This is a genomic window from Kribbella sp. NBC_01505 (assembly GCF_045040285.1).
Lineage (GTDB): Bacteria > Actinomycetota > Actinomycetes > Propionibacteriales > Kribbellaceae > Kribbella.
This window is the reverse complement of record NZ_CP109425.1, coordinates 5778579-5797656: the sequence shown is the minus strand read 5'-3', so window position 1 is coordinate 5797656 and position 19078 is coordinate 5778579. Positions and strand designations below refer to the sequence as shown.

Below are 19078 nucleotides of genomic sequence, written 5' to 3'. Positions count from 1 at the left end.
GAAAGCATCCGTTAGGCTCGGAGCCATGTCAACCGTCCCTGCCCTGTACCGGCACCTGGTCGACGACGCGGCGATGTTCCCACCCGGCGAGCTCCCGCTGACCGAGGCCGTTCCTGCCCATCACGCGCACCGCGCCGCGTCGTACGCCGAGCTCGTCGGCGCGTTCGTGTGTACCGACGAGGACCTGATGAAGGTCGCCGAGGCCGCCGCGCGCGCCGGCGGCGCCCCGCTCCGCGTCTCTGTGGTGATCACCGGCGGCGCCGGCGCGATCGAGCCCGCGGTCCGCTGGGCCGACCGCTCCCCCGATGTCGAGCTGGCCGCCGTCGAGGTCCGGCTCCGCGACGAGGGCGACCTCGCCCGGAACGCGCAGCGCGTCGTCCGCGCCGCCGAGGACTGCATCGACGACCAGGCCGTGTACGTCGAGACCGGGCTGGACGGCGCCTGGGAGCACGCGCTCGGCACGCTCGCCGAGGCCGGCTACGCCGCGAAGCTGCGGACCGGCGGCCTGGACGCGAGCCTCTTCCCGACGGCGGATCAGGTCGCGACCTTCATCACGAAGTGCCTGGATGTCGAGGTCCCGTTCAAGTGCACGGCCGGCCTGCACAACGCGATCCGGCACACGGACCCCGCGACCGGCTTCGAGCACCACGGCTTCCTGAACGTCCTGCTCGCGACCCGCGCCTCACTGGACGGCTCCTCCCAGGACGAACTCGTGCAACTGCTCAGCTGGGACAACGGCCTGGAGCTTGCCGAACGAGCCCGCGAGCTGACCGAGGACCGGGCGGCGAGCACGCGCCGCTGGTTCCATTCGTTCGGCTCCTGCAGCATCGACGAGCCGCGGACCGACCTGAACAACCTGAATCTGCTGGGGGATCTGTGACCACGTTCGGACCTGACACGCTCCCCCTCGGCGCCTTCCGGCACGGCGACGAGGCACCGCGGATCGGCGCCGCGCTCGGCGACCAGATCATCGACCTCACCCCGCTCGGCCTCTCGGACACCTTCGCCCAGCCGACGCTGAACGCCTTCCTCGCACTCGGCCGACCGGCCTGGACCTCGATCCGCGCGTCGCTTCTCGAGCTCGTGCGCACCGGCGCGGTCGAGCCGCACCTGATCCCGCAGTCCGCGGTCACCATGGAACTCCCGTTCGAGGTGGCCGACTACGTCGACTTCTACGCCTCCGAGCACCACGCGACCAACGTCGGCCGGCTGTTCCGTCCCGACGCCGAACCGCTGCTACCGAACTGGAAACACCTTCCCGTCGGCTACCACGGCCGCGCCGGCACAGTGGTTGCCAGCGGCACCGACATCGTCCGGCCGTCCGGTCAGCGCAAGGCCCCGGATGCCACGGCGCCGACGTACGGGCCGTCCTTGCGGCTCGACATCGAGGTCGAGCTCGGCTACGTCGTCGGTACGCCGTCCGCGCTCGGCAGCCAGATCTCCGTGAACGACTTCAAGGATCACGTGTACGGCGTCGTGCTGCTGAACGACTGGTCGGCCCGCGACATCCAGGCCTGGGAGTACGTGCCGCTCGGCCCGTTCCTCGGCAAGTCGTTCGCCACCTCGATCTCACCCTGGGTGGTCCCGCTGGAGGCCCTCGAGCCCGCGGAAGTTGCCCTAGGCACCCAAGAGCCGGCCGTCCTGCCCTACCTGGCCGGCGAGCAGCTGACGAACCTCGACATCACCTTCGAGGTCTACTGGAACGGCGAGCTGGTCAGCCGGCCGCCGTACCGGGAGATGTACTGGTCCCCCGCGCAGATGCTCGCGCACCTGTCGGTGAACGGCGCCGCCGTCCGCACCGGCGACCTCTTCGCGTCCGGAACGGTTTCAGGATCGGCCAAGGACCAGCGTGGCTCGTTCCTCGAGCTCAGCTGGGGCGGCCGCGAGCCGATCACCGTGAAGGGCGAGCAACGCACCTTCCTCGAGGACGGCGACGAGGTCACCATCACCGCCCACGCCGGCCCCATCGCTCTCGGCGAGGTCACCGGAAGGATCACCCCGGCGGTCAGCTGAGCAGGAGGGCCGAGTCCCAGCCGGTCCGCGGCGGAGTGAGGTAGGCAGCGAGGGCGAGGGCGATACCGGCCGCGCCCTCCATCAGTCCGGGCAGGTCGAGCGAGAGGTTCGCGATCGGCTGGTGATAGCGATAGCCGAACGGCAGCGCCGGATCGAACCGCTCGACCAAGTCGGCAGCGATCTCGTCGGCGACCTGCCCGAAGCCCTCTCCGGGATGTGCGCGGTCGAACAGCGTGCACAGGTAGAGCATGCCGGCCCAGCCATGGCAGAGCGCGTCGTCGGTGATTCCCCACTGCGCGCGCGGCCGGCTCAGCAAGGAGCGGAACGCATCCAGTCCAGCAGCTGACCAGTCCGGCCGGTTGAAGGCGGTCGCCGCGAACTCAAGGGCACGCGCGATCGCCGGTGCACCGTAGCACCAGGACGCACGGGCGGGCTGTGGAGCAGCGGCTGCGTCTCGATCGGCGTAGTACACCAGCGGCAGATACGCGGTCCAATAGTGGCCCCAGGCATCTTTCTCTCGCCACTCGAGGAGCCAATCCGCCATAGCCGCGACGGCTTCCGCCTGTCCGTCGACCCGAATGCCCGCCGTCCAGGCCAGCGACAGCAGAGCCAGTGGCCCAGGCGTGCCATGCGCGAGACCGAAGTTCACCTGACCTTGTGCGAACTCCGGTCCGACGACAGTCTTCGTGGTCCCGTCGAACCACCACCCAGGAACCTGGATGCCTTCGACAACGACCGGTTCCCGCAACGAGACCAGACTGGTCAGCACTTCGCGGAGTACGTCGTACTCCGCGCGAGCCAGCAGGTATCGACCGACCCCGCTCAGGCCGCTCACCACATCGACGACACCTGCGCAGGTCGGTACGCCGGCCTGTCGCGTCGCAGCCTGGACGCTGACGAGCCACCGCGCATGCTCGATCATCCGCCCGTCGAGGCGCTCCAACATGCCCATGTAGTCCCCTGGTTCTTGCGCCGCCAGACGCGTCGCGGTCGCCAGCGCACCAAGCCCTTCGAGCGGACCTTCGACGGAACTCCCCCGCGTCGCGGCCACTGTCCGCTGCAGGTAGTCATGGGCGACCTCGCGCTCTCCGAGCTCGGAGAACAGCACCGCCAGCGCGCCGGGACCTCGCGAGAGCGTTGACGGATCCCAGGGCGGACAGCGCAGCTCGGCGATGTCGATCACCTCACCGTTGGCCGTCGTCGCCGCGATCACCGCCTCCGGATCACGCAGGCGATCGGCCAGTTCGGCGACGATCGCGGCCGCGGTGTTCGTCATCGGCAGTGCCTCCTCAGGTCGAGCTTGCGACGCAGCGCCACCCGGAGCAGGCCGTACGCACGGTTCTCGGCGGAACGGTCCATCCCGAGCAGACGATTCGAGTGCAGGTGCAGGACGCTCATCACAGCCTGCCTGTTCTGCTCAACAGCCGCACCGTAAGCACGAGCAGCCGCAGTTCGTTGCTGCCAGCAATCGAGCGTCTGAAAGTCCTTGTGGAATTGGAGAAACTCCGTCCGCTCGGCGACTGGTACGGCGTTGGAAAGGTCGATCGGATAGGTGTCGACGAACCATTGTTCGAGATCGCCGAGACCGCTCAGCAGGTCGAGCTGATTCAGGGCGGTCAGCGACTCGATCGGCACCTGGAGCTGCCCGCGGGCTCGCTGCTGCAACTGGTCGACGACCGCTCGGCTGTCCGCACAGAACAGGTCCTCGGCCGCGGCCAGGACCTCGGGACCGCCGTACCGGACCGTCTCGGGTTCGTACTCGTCCAGGACCATCGTGCGGATCAGGCCGGCGTCGGCCGCATCCCGGGCCCAGTCGTGCAGGATGGCCGGATCACCCTGGTGGAAGCGCAAGCGCAGGTGGGCGTCGGGGTCGGCGTACCGCAGGAAGAACCAGCGGTCGACGTTCATCCGGTCGACGAGCCGGCTGACGGGTCCGGCCAGGAAGGCATCCTGGAGGTCGGCCATCAGATAGACCTTGGCGTAGAGCCACTCCCCGCCCGGCAGATGCCTGATCCGCGGCGCGGTCGCGGTAGTCCACGACGGGTTCGGCGCAACGGCTTCCTGGTCGGCGGTCGAGACGATCGGAACCACGAGTTCGTTGGCATGACCGCCGGTGACGCCGAGCCCAGCGCCGTACTGTGCGGGCGTCTCGCTGATCACTGTCGACGGCTCCTTGCGGATCTGGTCGCGAAACAACCTCCGGTGCAACGGAACGCGCAGATCGAGATCCAGGTGATGGTCGAAGACCGTGACCCGGACGACGTCCGGCACCTGCCACCGATCCCGCCACCGGTCGAGCGCCGCATCCCACTCGCTGGTGCTTTCAGCAAGCGCGGGATCCACACGCCACAAGGCCGGCGCCAGGATCGTGCGACCTGTGCGGACCCTGGGCAGCCGCGGGAGGACCGCCAACCGGCCCCACTGCCACGGCGTCCAGAAACGGCGGCCGGCCAGTCCGACCGCGGCCAGGAAGCGGGCCGCGTTAGGTGCCGCCGTGACGACATTGATCATGTTCGGGCGGACAACCGACAGCTCACGACCGAGTTTCGTCGACAACAGGTAGAGGCGCTCGCCGGTGGTGCCGACCGCAATGTCGCGGACGTCGACCACCGCCGGGTCATCGGGGTCGGCGAAGGTACCGACGGCGAGCAGGTGCGGCAGCAGCCGGGGCTCGCGCAGCACGTTCCCGAAGCGCGGCTCGAACGGCTGGAACTGCAGCTGCACGGGCAGTGGATCTGCCGGCCTGGCGAGCAGCTCGGTCAGCTCGTCCTCGAGTCCGAGCATGGTGGCGAACCGGCCGAGCATCGCGCCCGCGGCGATCGAGCCGCTGGTTGCCGAGAGCAAGAAATCGCCCCGGTCCACCGCCTCGGCCGAGTCGGCGAACAGCTGGGCACACAGGTCGAGCGAGTCCGGCGGCCTATCGTCGGAGGTCCCGGCCAGCCGATCGATCAGCGCCTCATCGAGGACCAGTTCGCCCTGATTGTCGCTGAGGGCCACCGCGAGGATCTGGTCGCGCAGCTCCGCATGGGTGGCCGCAGGCGCGGCCCGGCCGGATCGCTCACCGAAGGGGGCGCGGTAGTCCGCAGGCGGGCCGAGGCCCAGGTGCGGGTCGAGCAGCTCGAGCACCGGAACCACGCGGTCGGTGCCGTAGCGATCGAGGAACTCCAGGTGGTACGCCGCAAGGTCGGGCAGGCCGTCTCCCGGAGGAGACAGCCGCCACAGCACCTCGGCGGCCCGTGCCGCCTCATCGGCGACCTCCTGAGGCAGTTGCAGATCCACGTCCATTCGCAGATCGACCTGCGCTGTTCCCGTCGCCGCCTTCGGCGCATGCTCGGGGAGGAGGATCTCGCGGTCAAGGAGCTGGCGAAGGATCTGATCAGCATGGTCGGGCGTCGCCTCCGGATGCGCCACCAGGAGCTGGTCGCGAAGGGCGCCGTACTGGATCGGACGGCGGGCCGCGGTGCGGATCAGGCGGACGGCCGGAGAGTTGGCGATCGACAACTGGCGGCCAGGGCGTTCGTCGGTGAACTTGCGCAGGTACTGCAGGACGACCCGGTCGCCGCGGACCTCGACGAGATTGTTCGCCACCACGCGCTCAGGAAGCTCGGTACGCCGCTCCTCGTACAGCCAGCCGGAGTCCGGGTGCACCACCCTGGTGTGGTCGGCGCCGATCCGGACCTTCGCCGACGCACCGAATCGCACGGGCGCCACGCCGGCCAGGAGCCCGAAGGGGGTCGGCCGACCCGTCATCCGCAAGAGGTACCGCGTCGAGGCGAGGACAGCTCGCTCCAACTTGCCCCGGTCAGACTCTCCCGGCGTGACTGCGAGCAGCTTGCCGACCGCCGCGGCCAGCGAGGGGCTGGAGAGCTCGATCGCCTCGCGGAGCGTCTCGTCGGCGTACAGACCGGCGAGATACTCGCAGAGCTCGGCGGCGGTGGCTGTGGCCGGGTCGGGAGCGTTCCGCGTAGGTGCTGCGGCGGCAACTGGTGCACCTGCCAACCGCAGCACCGCGAACGCGCCGGGCCGGAACCTGTCCGTCGGCGGCACGTCGTCAGTCGACGATCGTCAGCAGCAGGGGACGCAGGCGGCGATACCGACCGCGTAGGTGTTCCTGGTGCCCGGTGTCAGGCCGCTCTTCTCATCCACCTCACGCGCATCGCCCGGCTGGGCGGGCCGGATCAGAGTCGGGTCGGAGGCGGGAACGACGTCGATGTCCAGCTCGAATGCGGTGGGGCTCATGATGGTGACCCTTCGCTCGGGAACGCGTAGCCGGTCGGCTACGTATCGCGACAGCTAAACACCGACCCGGGAAGCTTTCAACCGTTGCGCAGGTAGACAACGGCAATTTTCTTTCCGAGACCCTAGCGGTCCAGAATGTTCATAACTGTTCGTTTCTCTTGACTTGTTAGCGCTTGCGTGCGAACTTTCTGCGCATGAAACGTTCAGTGGGGTGTGGAGTGCTGGTGTCAGCGCTCGTCGCCGGGGTCCTGGCTGCGCCGGCTGGCGCGCAGGCCGTGGGCGACCTGACGCTGCGGTCGCGGGAATTGACGGTCACGGTGGGAGCCGACTTCCCCCGCGTGATCAAGTACGTCGACAACTCGTCCGGCCAGGCCCTCGCCGGGCGGGCCGAGCCCCTGTCGGCGGTCACGATCGACGGGGTCGCGCGCACCGCGCACCTGTCCGGACCGCCCACGGTCAGCGGCGGCACCGCGTCGTACAAGCTGGCCTTCGACGCGCTGCCCGGGGTCGAGGTCGACGCGAGCCTGAACCTGGCCGGTCGGGTAACGACGTTCCGTATCGACGTGATCCGCGATACCGAGAGCAGTCGCGTCCACACGATCGACATCCCGGACCACGATCTCGTCTCGGTGGCGAGCACGGACACCGGCGCGACGACCGCCTTCACCACGCTCGACCCGGACTCCACCCGGACCGCGGACAAGATCGCGCCGGTCACCGCAACGACTCCGGCTGATGCGGCGGCCGTCGGGGCGACGTACGCGTTCGTGAACACCAGCGGCCTGGCGGCGGGGATCGAGTCGAACTCGGTGTACGACAAGCCGGCCGGACAGTCCGTCGACGACGGCGCCCGGTTCTGGCACCGCGCCCGGAAGGGGACCGACGGCAGCACCCAGGTCGGCGTGTGGAGTGGGCAATGGACCTACCGCGCGGACACCTCGCCGTACACGGAGCCGTTGCCCTGGGCAAAGGTCGTGGTGACGCCGGACGCGAACAAGGACAAGACGGTCGACTGGCAGGACGGCGCGATCGCGTTCCGCTCGATCATGACCGAGCCGCAGGGCGGCGACCAGGTCAAGGACCGGGTGATCACGCACATCCCGTTCAACTTCGCCAGCCAGGCGACGCATCCGTTCCTGCGCACGCTGGACGACGTGAAGCGGATCTCGCTGGCGACCGACGGGCTCGGCCAGATGGCGATCCTCAAAGGCTACGGCTCGGAGGGCCACGACTCGGCGCACCCGGACTACGGCGGCAACTACAACCTTCGCGCGGGTGGGCTCGCGGACCTGAACACGCTGCTGAAGAAGGGCAAGAGCTGGAACGCCGGCTTCGGCGTCCACGTGAACGCGACCGAGTCCTACCCGGAGGCGAACGCGTTCAGCGAGGACCTGGTCGACAAGAGCGCCAAGGGCTGGAACTGGCTGAACCAGAGCTACTACATCAAGCAGCGCCCTGATCTTGCCTCCAGCAACATCGTCAACCGGTTCCAGCAGCTGCGCGACGAGACCGACAAGAACCTGCAAGAGCTCTACATCGACGTCTACTACCAGTCCGGGTGGCTGGCCGACGGCCTGACCCGGCAGCTCGGCACGCAGGGCTGGCAGGTCGCGACCGAGTGGGCCGACCGGCACGAGCGCACCTCGCTGTGGTCGCACTGGGCCAACGACCTCGACTACGGCGGCCCGACCAACAAGGGCCTGAACTCGCAGATCATCCGGTTCGTCCGCAACCACGAGAAGGACGTCTGGAACAACGACCCGATCCTGGGCCAGGCCAGCCTGGTCGAGTTCGAGGGCTGGACCGGCGAGGTCGACTGGAACAAGTTCTACGCCAACATCTGGCAGAAGAACCTGCCGGCCAAGTTCCTCCAGCAGCAGAAGATCACCGACTGGAACAACGGCGAGATCAACTTCACCGACGGCGTCCGTGGCGCGGTCGAGGACGGCAAGCGCAGCCTGTACGTCGGGAACGCGAAGGTGCTCGACGGCGACAAGTACCTGCTCCCGTGGGACGGGAACAAGAAGCTCTACCACTACAACCCGGCCGGCGGCCGCACGACGTGGCAGATCCCGAGCGCCCTGTCGTGGGCGCCGAAGTTCGGCGTCTACAAGCTGACCGACACCGGCCGCGTCCAGGTCGGAACAGTCCCGGTACGGCGTGGCGCCGTCACGCTGGATGCCGTCGCGGGCCAGCCGTACGTGCTCTACCCGATCGCGGCCCCTGCTCCGAAGAAGGCGAACTGGGGTGACGGCACCCACCTGCAGGACCCCGGCTTCAACGCCGGCAACCTCAAGGCGTGGAACGCCGGCGGCGGCGCGACGATCGACACGCTGGCCAGCGGGCAGCACGTTGCCTCGCTCGGCACTCGCACGTCCTCGCTGGGGCAGCGGATCACCGGGCTGACGCGTGGCAAGACCTACAGCGCGTCGGCGTGGATCGAGGTCGAGCCCGGCAAGTCCCGCCCGACCACGATCTCGGTGGACGGTGTCCGGAACACGGTGGTTCGGTCGACGGCCAAGAACCAGGTCGCTTCCGACGACAAACACGAGGCCTACTACCAGCGGGCCCGAGTCGTGTTCACCGCGAAGGGTTCGACGGCCTCGCTGGCTATCGCTGCGGGCGCCGGAACCGCGAAGGTGCGGATCGACGACGTACGGGTGGTGGAGACCACGCGGCCGGCGGCCGGGCTGGTTGACGACTTCGAGAACGTCGACCAGGGCTGGGGTCCGTTCGTGAAGGGTGACGCCGGTGGCGTGACCGATCCGCGGACGGTGCTCGCGCGGAAGCACGCGCCGTACACGCAGGCCGGCTGGAACGGGAAGCTGGTCGACGACGTACTGGACGGCGAGTGGTCGCTCAAGTCGCATGAGGAGAACGAGGGGCTGGTCTATCGGACCGCGCCGTGGACGGTGAACTTCCAGCCGGGGCACAAGTACAAGGTCAGCTTCGACTATGAGAGTGGCCGGGCCGGGCAGTACGCCTGGGTCCACGGGGTGGATCGGCCGGACTCGGTCGAGATCAAGTCAGCTCCGATTGGTGAGCAGCGGACGAAGGCGACGTTCGGGCAGGAGTTTGTGGCCGGATGCGGCGGCGACAATTGGGTCGGGCTGCGCAAACTGACCGATGGCGGCGACCAGACCGACTTCATCATGGACAACTTCGCGGTCACCGATCTCGGTACGACGTCCGAGCCGGCCGACTGCACCTCGGTCGCGGTCACCGGGACCAGCGGTCTGGTCTCCGGGGAGGCGAACACGGTGACGACTTCGTTCACCAACAACGATGTGGTTGCCGCGACCGGCATCACGCTCGGCCTGACCGGCCCGACGGGATGGACCATCGCCGCGACCTCGCCGGCGACGTACGCCTCGGTTGCGGCCGGGGCGACGGTGAAGACGACCTGGGACGTCACTCCCCCGGCCGGTACGCCGGAGGGGAAGTACGTGCTGACGGCAACGGGTGGTCCGGCTGTGACGACCGCGGAGGCGAGTGTGCTGCCGCCGGGGATCGTGCCGCAGTCGCGGATCAAGGTCGCCGACGTGAGCAGCGAGGACACCGGAACCGGTGGCGCGGCGACCGCCGCACTGGACGGAAACCCCAGCACGCTCTGGCATTCCGCGTGGTCCGAGGTGAGCACCCCGGCCACCTTCCCTCATCATCTGACGCTCGACCTCGGGTCGACGTACCAGGTGAACGGGTTGAGCTACCTGCCCCGGCAGTCGGGGACGAACGGGATGTTCAAGGGGTATGAGATCTACGTCTCGGCCGACGGCCAGAACTGGGGCACGCCGGTCGCGAGCGGTCAGTTTCCGAACTCGACGGCCGTGCAGCGGGTCGACTTCGGCACTATCGCCGGGCGGTACGTGAAGTTCGTCGGGACGAGTTCCCTGAACGGTGCGGTCTTCGGCTCGGCCGCCGAGCTCAACGTCTACGGCACCCGATAACCCAACAAAACAAGCGGCTCTCGCCTACTTCCCCGAAGGAAGGCGAGAGCCGCTGGTTTGTTCTCAGATCACTTGGTGATGTTGACCGACACCGCGGCGCTGGCGGTGTTCGCGGAGACGACGCGGAACTTGTTCACGCCGACGCGGCCGCTCTGGACCCACACCGAGTAGGTGGCCTTCGAGGTGACCTTGGTGGTGGCCGGGAAGTTGACCCACTTGTTGTTCTCGAAGCGCTGCACCTGGACGACCGTGTTCTTGGCGATCCCGGTGGTCTTGCCGCTGAAGGAGACCTTCGCCCACGCCTTCGCGGTGGCCTTGTCCGACTTGATCGTGACGGACTTGGCGACGGCGGCCTGGGTGGCGACCGGGTGGGTCGTCGCGGCGTTGGCCTGCAGCGCACCGGCGACACCGAAGCCGGTGGCGGCCAGAGCAACACCCGCGACGGCGGCGGCGGTACGACGGACGAACTGCGAACGGATACGCATGATGTTTTATTTCCCCTCGTTGTCCAGGCCCTCGGTGAGCCTTTCACCAGAAGAGACGCCCTGACTTCGCAAGAGGTTGTGTTACATCTTCGTCTCAGCCGAAAACCCTGTCCCCGCTGGGATCTCCCAGCCAGACCAGCCGAGCGGCAGGTATTAGACGTCCGCCTCCAGCGCGGGCAGGACCAGGCGCGCCAGGGCGCCGCCGTTGGGGGCGGTGCCGAAGGTGAGCTCGGCGCCGAGCACCTTGGCGTGGCCGGCCGCGATGGTCAGCCCGAGGCCGTGGCCGACGCCACGCTCGGCCATCCCGGAGCGGAACCGACGGGGGCCCTCGGCAATCAGCTCCTCCGGATAGCCGTTGCCGTGGTCAACGACCTCGACGACCCGGCCGGTCACCGTGACCTCGATCGGCGGACGGCCGTGCCGCAGCCCGTTGACGATCAGGTTGGCCAGGATGCGCTCGATCCGGCGCGAGTCGGTCGAGACCGTCTCGTCCTTCCCGTTCAGCTGTACAACGACGCTGTCCGGGGCGAGCGACTGCTGCATCCGCAACCGGCCGACCGCGGAGCCGACGAACGCCCCGAGCCCGACCAGCTCCAGATCCGCCTGCTCGACTCCTGAATCGAAGCGGGCGATCTCCAGCAGATCCTCGACCAGGCGCCGCAGCACCTTGGCCCGGTCCCGGACCAGCTCACTCGGGCGGCCGGGCGGGAGCAGCTCGGCAGCCGTGGTGAGGCCGGTGACCGGCGTACGGAGGTCGTGGGCGACATCGGCGGTGAACCGTCGCTCTGCTTCCAACTGACCACGCAGCGAGCTGGCCATCGTGTCCAGCGCCGCGGCCAGCGACGCCACCTCGTCCTTCCCCTTGCCGACCGCCTCGGTCGCCGACGCGTCCAGATCGCCGGCGGCGATCCGGCGGGCCGTCCCGGCGACCGCCACAATCCGCTTGGACAAGCCTCCGGCCAGGATCACGGTGACCAGCGCGACCAGGCCGACCGTACCCAGGCCGCCGATGACGAGGGCCTGCTGAAGCGCCCGCATCGAGTCGTCGGTGGTCTCGTAGTCCTGCACGATCGAGAGGATCTTGCCGTCCTTGACGGTGACCGCCGCCCACATCTTCGCGTTCGGCGACCCGGTCTTGAAGGTTGCCCGCTTCCCCTCCATCACCGCCGACCGCAGCTGTGGCGGCAGCTCCGGGTCGTCCAGCTTCGACCCGAACACCGGGATCTCGGTCTGGTCGTAGCTCTGCGCGGCGAGCTGCACCCGCTCGTCGGCAAAGCTCCGCGTCCGGTCCAGCCGCGCCGACTGGGCCTGTGTGTACACCGCGACACACAGCACCAGAATGGCGAGCGCCGAGACCAGCAGGAAGATGAGCCCGAGTTTTCCTCTCAGGCCCATGTCACGCTCTGAGCTTGTATCCGAATCCGCGGACCGTCTCGATGCGGTCGGCACCGATCTTGGTCCGCAGACGCTGCAGGTGGACGTCGACGAGGCGGCCGTCGCCACCCCACTCGTAGTCCCACACCCGCTGCAGCAGCGTGGACCGGCTGAGCACCACACCCGGGTTGTTCGCGAACTCGATCAGCAGCTTGAGCTCGGTCGGAGTCAGCTGGACGGTCGCGCCACTACGGCGTACCTCCAGTGCTTCGCGATCGAGCTCGAGGTCGCCGAACGACTCCACGCCGGAGCCCGCCGCCGGGGCCGGCCGCTCGGGGTCGGAGACCGCCCGTCGCAACACCGCCCGCAGCCGCGCCACCAGGACCTGGGTGTCGAACGGCTTGGTGACGTAGTCGTCGGCACCGGCCTCGAGCCCGAGGACGACGTCCAGCGCGTCACCGCGCGCGGACACCATCACGATCGGGACCGTGCTCGTCTCCCGGATCCGGCGGCACACCGAGATCCCGTCCAGCCCGGGCAGCATGATGTCCAGCATCACCACATCGGGATGGATCTTCTCGAACCGCTCGATCGCCTCCAGGCCGTCCTCGGCCGTGGTCACGTCGTAGCCGTGCCGCTCGAGGGTCAACTGTGTCGCCTCACGGATCACCGCGTCGTCCTCGACCATGAGGATGCGCGCTGCCGGTTCTTCCGGTACCACCGAGCTTCAGTCTCCCTTTTGTCCCGTCGAGCTCACCCTGGTCATCTCCCGACCGTCCCAACGGTAGACCTCCACCTTGCGCCTGGAGGGGCAACAGGGCTTGTCGTCCGGCTGGAAATCCGCGGATTCGATCACCAGGTCGCCCTGGGGACTAGCGTTGATCGTCGGCTGATCCACCTTCAGGCTCCAGATCCGCCGCGGACCGGCCGGTTCGAGCGCGATCAGGAACGCGCTGAACACGAACTGTTCCACGGTGTGGATGAAGACGACCTGCTGAGGGACACCGTTGTGCATAACATCAACGGTCGGACCCTGCCTGAGGCAACGCGAAATCACCGTACATTTCGTGAGAACCAGCCGCGAGTAGTTGTCGAGGCCCTTGTCGGCGAGCAATTTCGTCCGGACCTCGGTCAGCGGAACCGCCGTCACGGGTGTCGCGCGGACCTTCGGCGAGCTGGTCGCTGACGCCGCAGGCAGCTGCGGACTCACGGATTGACCATCGGCCGGCTCGGCGCCCTCGACCCGCAGGCCGCTGCCGTTCCCGCAGCCGGCGAGCATGCTCAGTGCCGCCACGGCCGCTACGGCAGGGGCGAACAGGCGCTGCATACGCATAGGGCGCCTCCTACCCTGCCTCATCGATGGTTCCCCCGGAGATTCAGACAACTGCCTTCCATAGTGATCGGCCGACGTCACATTGGACGGCCATGGACATCCAATGGCCCCGGCAGTTCCGTTGCGGTTGGGTCACAGCGCCGGCCCTTCGACGACTTTGCCGGGATTCAGCAGATTTCCCGGGTCCAGCGCGGTCTTGATCGCCCGGTGCACGTCGATCGCGACCGGGCCGATCTCCTCGGCCAGCCAGGCACGTTTCAGTACGCCGACGCCGTGCTCGCCGGTGATCGTGCCACCCAGCTCGAGCCCGATCTCCATGATTCGATCGAACGCTTGCTGCGCCCGCTCGGCCTGGCCCAGGTCGGTCGGGTCGAAGACCACCGTCGGATGCATGTTGCCGTCGCCGGCATGCCCGAGGACACCGACGGTGATGTCGAGCTCGATCGCCAGCGCCTCGACCGCGCCGATGAAGTCGGCCAGCCGGGACCGCGGCACGCAGACGTCGTCGATCATCGTCGTGCCGAGCTGATCGAGCGCGATCAGCGCGGCCCGGCGGGCCTCCAGCAGCATCTCGCCCTCGGCCGGGTCATCGGCCTCGATGCACTCGATCGCGCCGTTGTCACGGCAGAGCTTGGCCACCGCGGCGACATCGGCCGCGCCTGCCTCGCCGCCGGCGTCGGACTGGGCGATCAGCATCGCGGCGGCCTCGGTCGGCAGATCCATCCGCTTGTACGAGTTCACGGCCCGGATCGTCGTCCGGTCCATGATCTCCAGCAGGCTCAGCGAAACGCCACTGCGGATAATCTCGACGATCGCCTGGCCGGCCGCGACACCGGTGTCGAACAAGGCCGCCATCGTCCGCGGCCGCGCTGCCTCCGGCCGCAGCGCCAGGGTCGCCTCGGTGATGATGCCGAGCGTCCCCTCGCTGCCGACGATCAGCTTGGTCAGGTCATACCCGGCTACACCCTTGACGGTCTTCCGGCCGGTGCGCAGGATCCGGCCGTCGGCCAGCACAACCTCGAGACCGAGCACGTAGTCCGTGGTCACGCCGTACTTCACGCAGCACAGGCCGCCCGAGTTCGTGGAGAGGTTGCCGCCGATCGAGCAGAACTCCCAGCTGGACGGATCCGGCGGGTAGAACAGCCCCTGCTCGGCCACGGCCCGCGACAGTACGGCGTTGAACACGCCGGGCTGCGTGACGACGTACCGGTCGATGGGCTCGATCTCGAGGATCTTGTCCATCTTCTCCAGCGAGATCACGATGCAGCCGTCGAGTGCGTTCGCCGCACCGGACAGGCCGGATCGCGCTCCCTGCGGGACGATCGGCACTCCTGCCGCGGCAGCGACTCGGACCGCCGCCTGCACCTGCGCGGTCTCCCGCGCCAGCACGACGGCTATCGGCATCCCGGCCGGGCAGAACATGGCCCGGTCGTACCGGTAGCTCTCCATCCGGTCCGGGTCCGTCACCAGCGCCTCAGACGGCAGCACCCGCCGCAGGTCCTCGACCACCTCACTCATGAGCTGAGCCTAGTGCCCCGCGTCGGGATTTGTTTGAGTGATTGCGGTGTCCAGGTGCGTGCATCGAGGTGCCGGAGGAGCGGCCTCGATGCTTTTCCATCGTGGCTGTTCCTCCGGTGCCGCGAGGTGCGTGCCTGGGCGCCGCAAGCGCCAAAGAAATCCCGACGCGGGGCACTTGTGTTCTCGGTGCTGTGACGGGTAGGGACGAGTGTCCCGGATCAGCGTGCCTTGGCGGTGGTGTTCTCCGAGATCTCCTCGTAGCCACCGCCGTAGTTGTGGTACTCCCGGCCGATGGCCGCGAAGCTGATGTTGTTGTTGGTGGCCCGCACCTTCGGCGTGCGACAGGTGCGCTGGCCCTTGACGATCGAACCGTTGCCGCCGCTGCTGTCGCAGTTGAGCACGCGGCCGTTGTTGGAGCCGCCGTACTGCACCAGGAACGCGTTGGCCTTGGCGTTGGCCGGAAGCCGTGACTCCATCACGACCTCCGCCCAGTACTGCGAGCAGTTGTCGCGCATCACGCGGACCGAGCCCCAGCTCGGCGGACGGTGATCACGCAGCATCTGCGCGGACGAGATGGATCGTGCACCTGAGCAGGCAGCGGCTTCGGCTGCCTGGGCCGGCGCTGCGGCGAGCGCGATGGCGCCCACTCCCGCGAGACCGGCAGTGCTGAGCAGAATGCCCAGAGTCTTCATGGCGAAACCCTTCCTGAGCACACGCCCCGACGCGCGCTCAGGAACGCACACTACGCCAACTACTCCTGCCTTGACAGTCAATCCGGTAATCGGACGACGACACGCCGTACTGCGGAGTGTCGCCGCCGCCCGTTGCCGCCGGCAAGCGATCAGAGGTTGCCGCGGCGCTCCTGCTCGCGCTCGATCGCCTCGAACAGCGCCTTGAAGTTGCCCTTGCCGAAGCCCAGCGAACCGTGCCGCTCGATCAACTCGTAGAAGACCGTCGGCCGGTCGCCGAACGGCTTCATGAAGATCTGCAGCAGGTAGCCGTCCTCGTCGCGGTCGACCAGGATCTTGCGCTTCTGCAGCTCCTCGATCGGCGCCCGCACGTGGCCGATCCGCTCCCGCAGCTCCGCGTCCTCGTAGTACGAGTCCGGCGTGGCCAGGAACTCGACGCCGTTGGCCCGCATGATGTCGACGGTGCGCAGGATGTCGTTGGTGGCGAGCGCGATGTGCTGCGCGCCGGCGCCGTCGTAGAACTCCAGGAACTCGTCGATCTGCGACTTCTTCTTCGCGATGGCCGGCTCGTTCAGCGGGAACTTGACCCGGTGGTTGCCGTTGGCCACCACCTTGCTCATCAGCGCCGAGTAGTCGGTGGCGATGTCGTCGCCGACGAACTCCGCCATGTTCACGAAGCCCATCACCCGGTTGTAGAAGGTGACCCACTCGTCCATCAGGCCGAGCTCGACGTTGCCGACCACATGGTCGATCGCCTGGAACAGCCGCTTCGGGTGTCCCTCGGGCCGCTGCACCTGGGTCTCGGCCGCGACGAAGCCGGGCAGGTACGGGCCGTTGTACTTGCTGCGGTCGATCAGCGTGTGCCGGGTGTCGCCGTACGCCGCGATCGCCGCCCGCCGGACGGTGCCGTGCTCGTCGGTGACGTCGTTCGGCTCCTCGAGCACGGTCGCACCCTGCTCACGGGCGTGATTGATGCACTTGTCCACGTCCGGCACCTCGAGCGCGATGTCGGAGACACCGTCGCCGTGCTTGCGGTGGTGGTCGTTGAGCGGGCTGTCCGGCGTCACGCCACCGGTGATGACGAAGCGGCCCGAGCCGGCCTTCAGCACGAACGCCTTGTGGTCCTTGTTGCCGTGCTCCGGACCGGAGTACGCGACCAGGTCCATCCCGAAGGCGAGCTGGTAGTACTTCGCGGTCTGGGTGGCGTTGCCGACCACGAACACCACGGCGTCCAGCGCGGTCACCGGGAACGGGTCGGTGCTCTCGTCGTAGGGCACCAGGCCGACGAGCTGCTTGAGCTGGTCGAGGTCGAGATCGGCGTCGAGCTCTGCGGGGGTGAGGTCGGTGCTGGTCATGGGGCCTCCTGGCCTGGACTGAGGAGTGGAGGGAGCGAAGCGACTGGAGTGACGAGGGAAGGACTGGAGGTTGAGCCCCATGACCGCCGCGCGGAGCGTGGCATCAATGCAGTCATCGGTGGGCTCCTCCAGGGTCGGATCAGTACGCCGAGCCTGGTGGGAGGCATGCAGGTTGCGCAACAGTTTGTTATTTCACTGGTCACTTTGTCGGGTATTCTGGGGCTCCTGCTGGACTATTTGGTCAGGCTGACCATTGCGGGAGGCGACATGTCGGTCGACGCTCTGGACGCCCAGATCCTGGAGCTGTTCGCGGCCGAGCCGCGCGTCGGCGTACTGGAGGCGTCCCGTCGCCTCGGCGTCGCCCGCGGCACCGTCCAGGCGCGCCTCGACCGCCTGCACCGCGACGGCGTCGTCCGCGGCTGGGGCCCCGACATCGACACCACCGCCATCGGCTACCCCGTGACCGCCTTCGCCACCCTCCAGATCGAGCAAGGCTCCGGCCACGCCGGCGTCGCCACCGCGCTGGCCCGCATCCCCGAGGTCCTCGAGGTCCACACCATCACCGGCGCCGAAGACCTCTGGTGCCGCATCGTCGCCCGCTCCAACGCCGACCTCCAACGCGTCATCGACCAGGTAGTCACAGTCCAAGGCATCCAACGCGCCAGCACGGTGATCGCCCTGGCCGAACAAATCCCCCACCGAGTACTCCCCCTCGTCAACGCCGCCACCCGCCCCACCCCCTAAGCCGCTACCCCGGCGGATTTTCGCCACCGCGGCACCCAAATCCACCGACTACCGCCAGCGCCTCCGCCCCTCAAGGTGCCTCGCCCCCGTCAAACAGCGCCCAAGAATCACCGACTCCCACCAACTGCGGCCGATCGGGCTTCCGGGCTTGGTCCGCGCACTATCCGGTCGATTTTCGTCACGGGGTCCCCAAAATCCACCGGATAGCGCGGACTCCTGCAGCCCGGAGCAGCACGGCCACCCGAGACGACGGCTCGTGGCACTGGTCCGCCGGTTTCGCGGACCGCCACCACTGACCAACCTCCACTTCGTCCGCCTCGCCACGCTCAACCGCCACCCGAAATGCCCCCTCGGAGCAAGTTGGTCAGTGGCCCAGGTCCGCCGCGGCTGTTTCGCCGGCTGCTCTTGGCGGTCGGGCGGGGTACGGACCGAAAGGACTCGGCCGGGGGCGTCGGTTTGTGATTGCTCGCCGCGACCGGCCGATCTGAAAGACAACATGGCCGGCCGCCGCCGTGGCTGAGCCAGATGACGAGCCGGTTCCCGCGTCTCCGTCGCCTGGACTTCTGGGCTCCGGTTGCGGTCCGACAGCGCAGGCCGGTTCCCGCGTCTCCCGTTGCTTGTGGTTGCCGGCTGTGGTTGCGGCCGTGGTGCGGTCCGAGAGGGAGGCCGGTGACCGAGGCCGCGGATGTCTACGGTTGACGGACTTCGGTCGCGGGCGGGGGTCAGGCTAGGCGTTTGGCTACTTCTACGGCGGCTCGGGCTACTCGGGGGCCTACGAAATCGCGGTCGAGTTTGCCCAGGACTACGACGCCGATGGAGGCTTCCACGCCTGGTACGCCGAGGACCGGGGAGGAGACGCCTTGGGCGCCGGCCTGGAGTTCGCCGGAGGTGACGACGAAGGGGCGGCCGGCGGGGTCGGGTTTGCGGCGGCCGGCCAGGATCGCCTTGCCCGCGGCGCCCTGGTCGAGGGCGTGCCGGGAACCCATCCGGTAGGAGACGTGGAAGTCGGTCCAGGACGGCTCGATGACGGCGATCGCCAGGGCTTCGTCACCGTCTGCGACCGTGAGGTGGGCGGTGGCACCGGTGTCTTCGGCGAGTGAGCGGAGGACCGGGAGCGCGGCGTCACGCAGCGTGGGCTGCACGCGGCGGCTGTAGTGCAGGACGGCGAGGCCGAGCCGGGCGCGGCCCTCGCTGTCGCGGCGCACCAGCCGGTGCAGCTCGAGGGTGTTCACCAGGCGGTACACGACGGTCCGGCTGACCTTCAGCGCGGCGGCCAGCTCGGTGATCGAGAGACCGTCCGGAGCGTCCGCCAGCAACTCGAGGACGGTGAGTCCCCGGTCGAGCGTCTGAGAGGTCTCTGCGGGCACTCCGTAAGCGTATC

The 19078-nt window shown here is 68.3% G+C and carries 15 protein-coding genes; 4 read left to right on the top strand and 11 right to left on the bottom strand.

The genetic code is table 11. The features are described 5' to 3' along the window. Positions 1-25 precede the first annotated feature (25 nt). Positions 26-880 carry a hypothetical protein gene (locus OG474_RS27400; protein WP_405056450.1) on the top strand — a complete coding sequence of 285 codons (855 nt, stop codon included), beginning with the start codon at positions 26-28 and terminating at the stop codon, positions 878-880. Further along, the gene (gene fahA / locus OG474_RS27395; RefSeq protein ID WP_405056449.1) at positions 877-2013 is read left to right on the top strand and encodes a fumarylacetoacetase; all 1137 of its coding nucleotides are present in this window, start codon (positions 877-879) and stop codon (positions 2011-2013) included. The genes OG474_RS27400 and fahA overlap by 4 nt, the downstream gene beginning before the upstream one ends. Here fahA and OG474_RS27390 read toward each other — a convergent pair. From OG474_RS27390 to OG474_RS27380, 3 genes are read right to left on the bottom strand one after another with little or no spacing between them, the layout of a single operon-like run. Next, positions 2006-3289 (bottom strand): lanthionine synthetase C family protein, encoded by a 1284-nt coding sequence (locus OG474_RS27390; protein ID WP_405056448.1) that lies wholly within the window; start codon positions 3287-3289, stop codon positions 2006-2008. The genes fahA and OG474_RS27390 overlap by 8 nt on opposite strands. Then, a complete protein-coding gene (locus tag OG474_RS27385; protein WP_405056447.1) occupies positions 3286-6060 on the bottom strand; it encodes a lantibiotic dehydratase in 2775 nt (924 codons plus the stop codon). Before OG474_RS27385 ends, OG474_RS27390 begins: the two co-directional genes overlap by 4 nt. 18 nt (positions 6061-6078) lie before the next feature. Then, positions 6079-6252: a hypothetical protein gene (locus OG474_RS27380; protein WP_405056446.1), complete on the bottom strand. Its 174-nt coding sequence runs from the start codon at positions 6250-6252 to the stop codon at positions 6079-6081. Positions 6253-6446: 194 nt separating this feature from the next. On the opposite strand from OG474_RS27380, the gene OG474_RS27375 reads away from it, so the two are divergent. Beyond that, positions 6447-10199: an endo-alpha-N-acetylgalactosaminidase family protein gene (locus tag OG474_RS27375; RefSeq protein ID WP_405056445.1), complete on the top strand. Its 3753-nt coding sequence runs from the start codon at positions 6447-6449 to the stop codon at positions 10197-10199. Positions 10200-10267: 68 nt separating this feature from the next. Here OG474_RS27375 and OG474_RS27370 read toward each other — a convergent pair whose 3' ends face one another. From OG474_RS27370 to hppD, 7 genes are all read right to left on the bottom strand, one after another. Next, a complete protein-coding gene (locus OG474_RS27370; protein ID WP_405056444.1) occupies positions 10268-10684 on the bottom strand; it encodes a hypothetical protein in 417 nt (138 codons plus the stop codon). A gap of 153 nt (positions 10685-10837) precedes the next feature. Continuing rightward, positions 10838-12079 carry an ATP-binding protein gene (locus OG474_RS27365; RefSeq protein WP_405056443.1) on the bottom strand — a complete coding sequence of 414 codons (1242 nt, stop codon included), beginning with the start codon at positions 12077-12079 and terminating at the stop codon, positions 10838-10840. 1 nt (position 12080) lies between these two features. Then, positions 12081-12779: a two-component system response regulator CseB gene (gene cseB, locus OG474_RS27360; RefSeq protein WP_132409936.1), complete on the bottom strand. Its 699-nt coding sequence runs from the start codon at positions 12777-12779 to the stop codon at positions 12081-12083. Positions 12780-12785: 6 nt separating this feature from the next. After that, positions 12786-13385, bottom strand: coding sequence for a hypothetical protein (locus tag OG474_RS27355; protein WP_405056442.1), 600 nt, complete (start codon positions 13383-13385; stop codon positions 12786-12788). 138 nt (positions 13386-13523) lie between these two features. Next, positions 13524-14909 carry an FAD-binding oxidoreductase gene (locus OG474_RS27350; protein ID WP_405056441.1) on the bottom strand — a complete coding sequence of 462 codons (1386 nt, stop codon included), beginning with the start codon at positions 14907-14909 and terminating at the stop codon, positions 13524-13526. A 218-nt stretch (positions 14910-15127) separates the two neighbouring features. Further along, on the bottom strand, positions 15128-15601 hold the full coding sequence (locus OG474_RS27345) for a hypothetical protein (protein ID WP_405056440.1): 474 nt from the start codon (positions 15599-15601) through the stop codon (positions 15128-15130). A 149-nt stretch (positions 15602-15750) separates the two neighbouring features. Then, on the bottom strand, positions 15751-16953 hold the full coding sequence (hppD, locus tag OG474_RS27340) for a 4-hydroxyphenylpyruvate dioxygenase (protein WP_405056439.1): 1203 nt from the start codon (positions 16951-16953) through the stop codon (positions 15751-15753). Positions 16954-17220: 267 nt separating this feature from the next. Here hppD and OG474_RS27335 point away from each other — a divergent pair, with 267 nt between their 5' ends. Further along, positions 17221-17697 (top strand): Lrp/AsnC family transcriptional regulator, encoded by a 477-nt coding sequence (locus OG474_RS27335; RefSeq protein ID WP_405056438.1) that lies wholly within the window; start codon positions 17221-17223, stop codon positions 17695-17697. Between the two features lie 722 nt (positions 17698-18419). Here OG474_RS27335 and OG474_RS27330 read toward each other — a convergent pair. Next, complete coding sequence (locus tag OG474_RS27330) at positions 18420-19064, bottom strand: IclR family transcriptional regulator (protein ID WP_405056437.1); 645 nt, start codon at positions 19062-19064, stop codon at positions 18420-18422. Between the last annotated feature and the right edge of the window lie 14 nt (positions 19065-19078).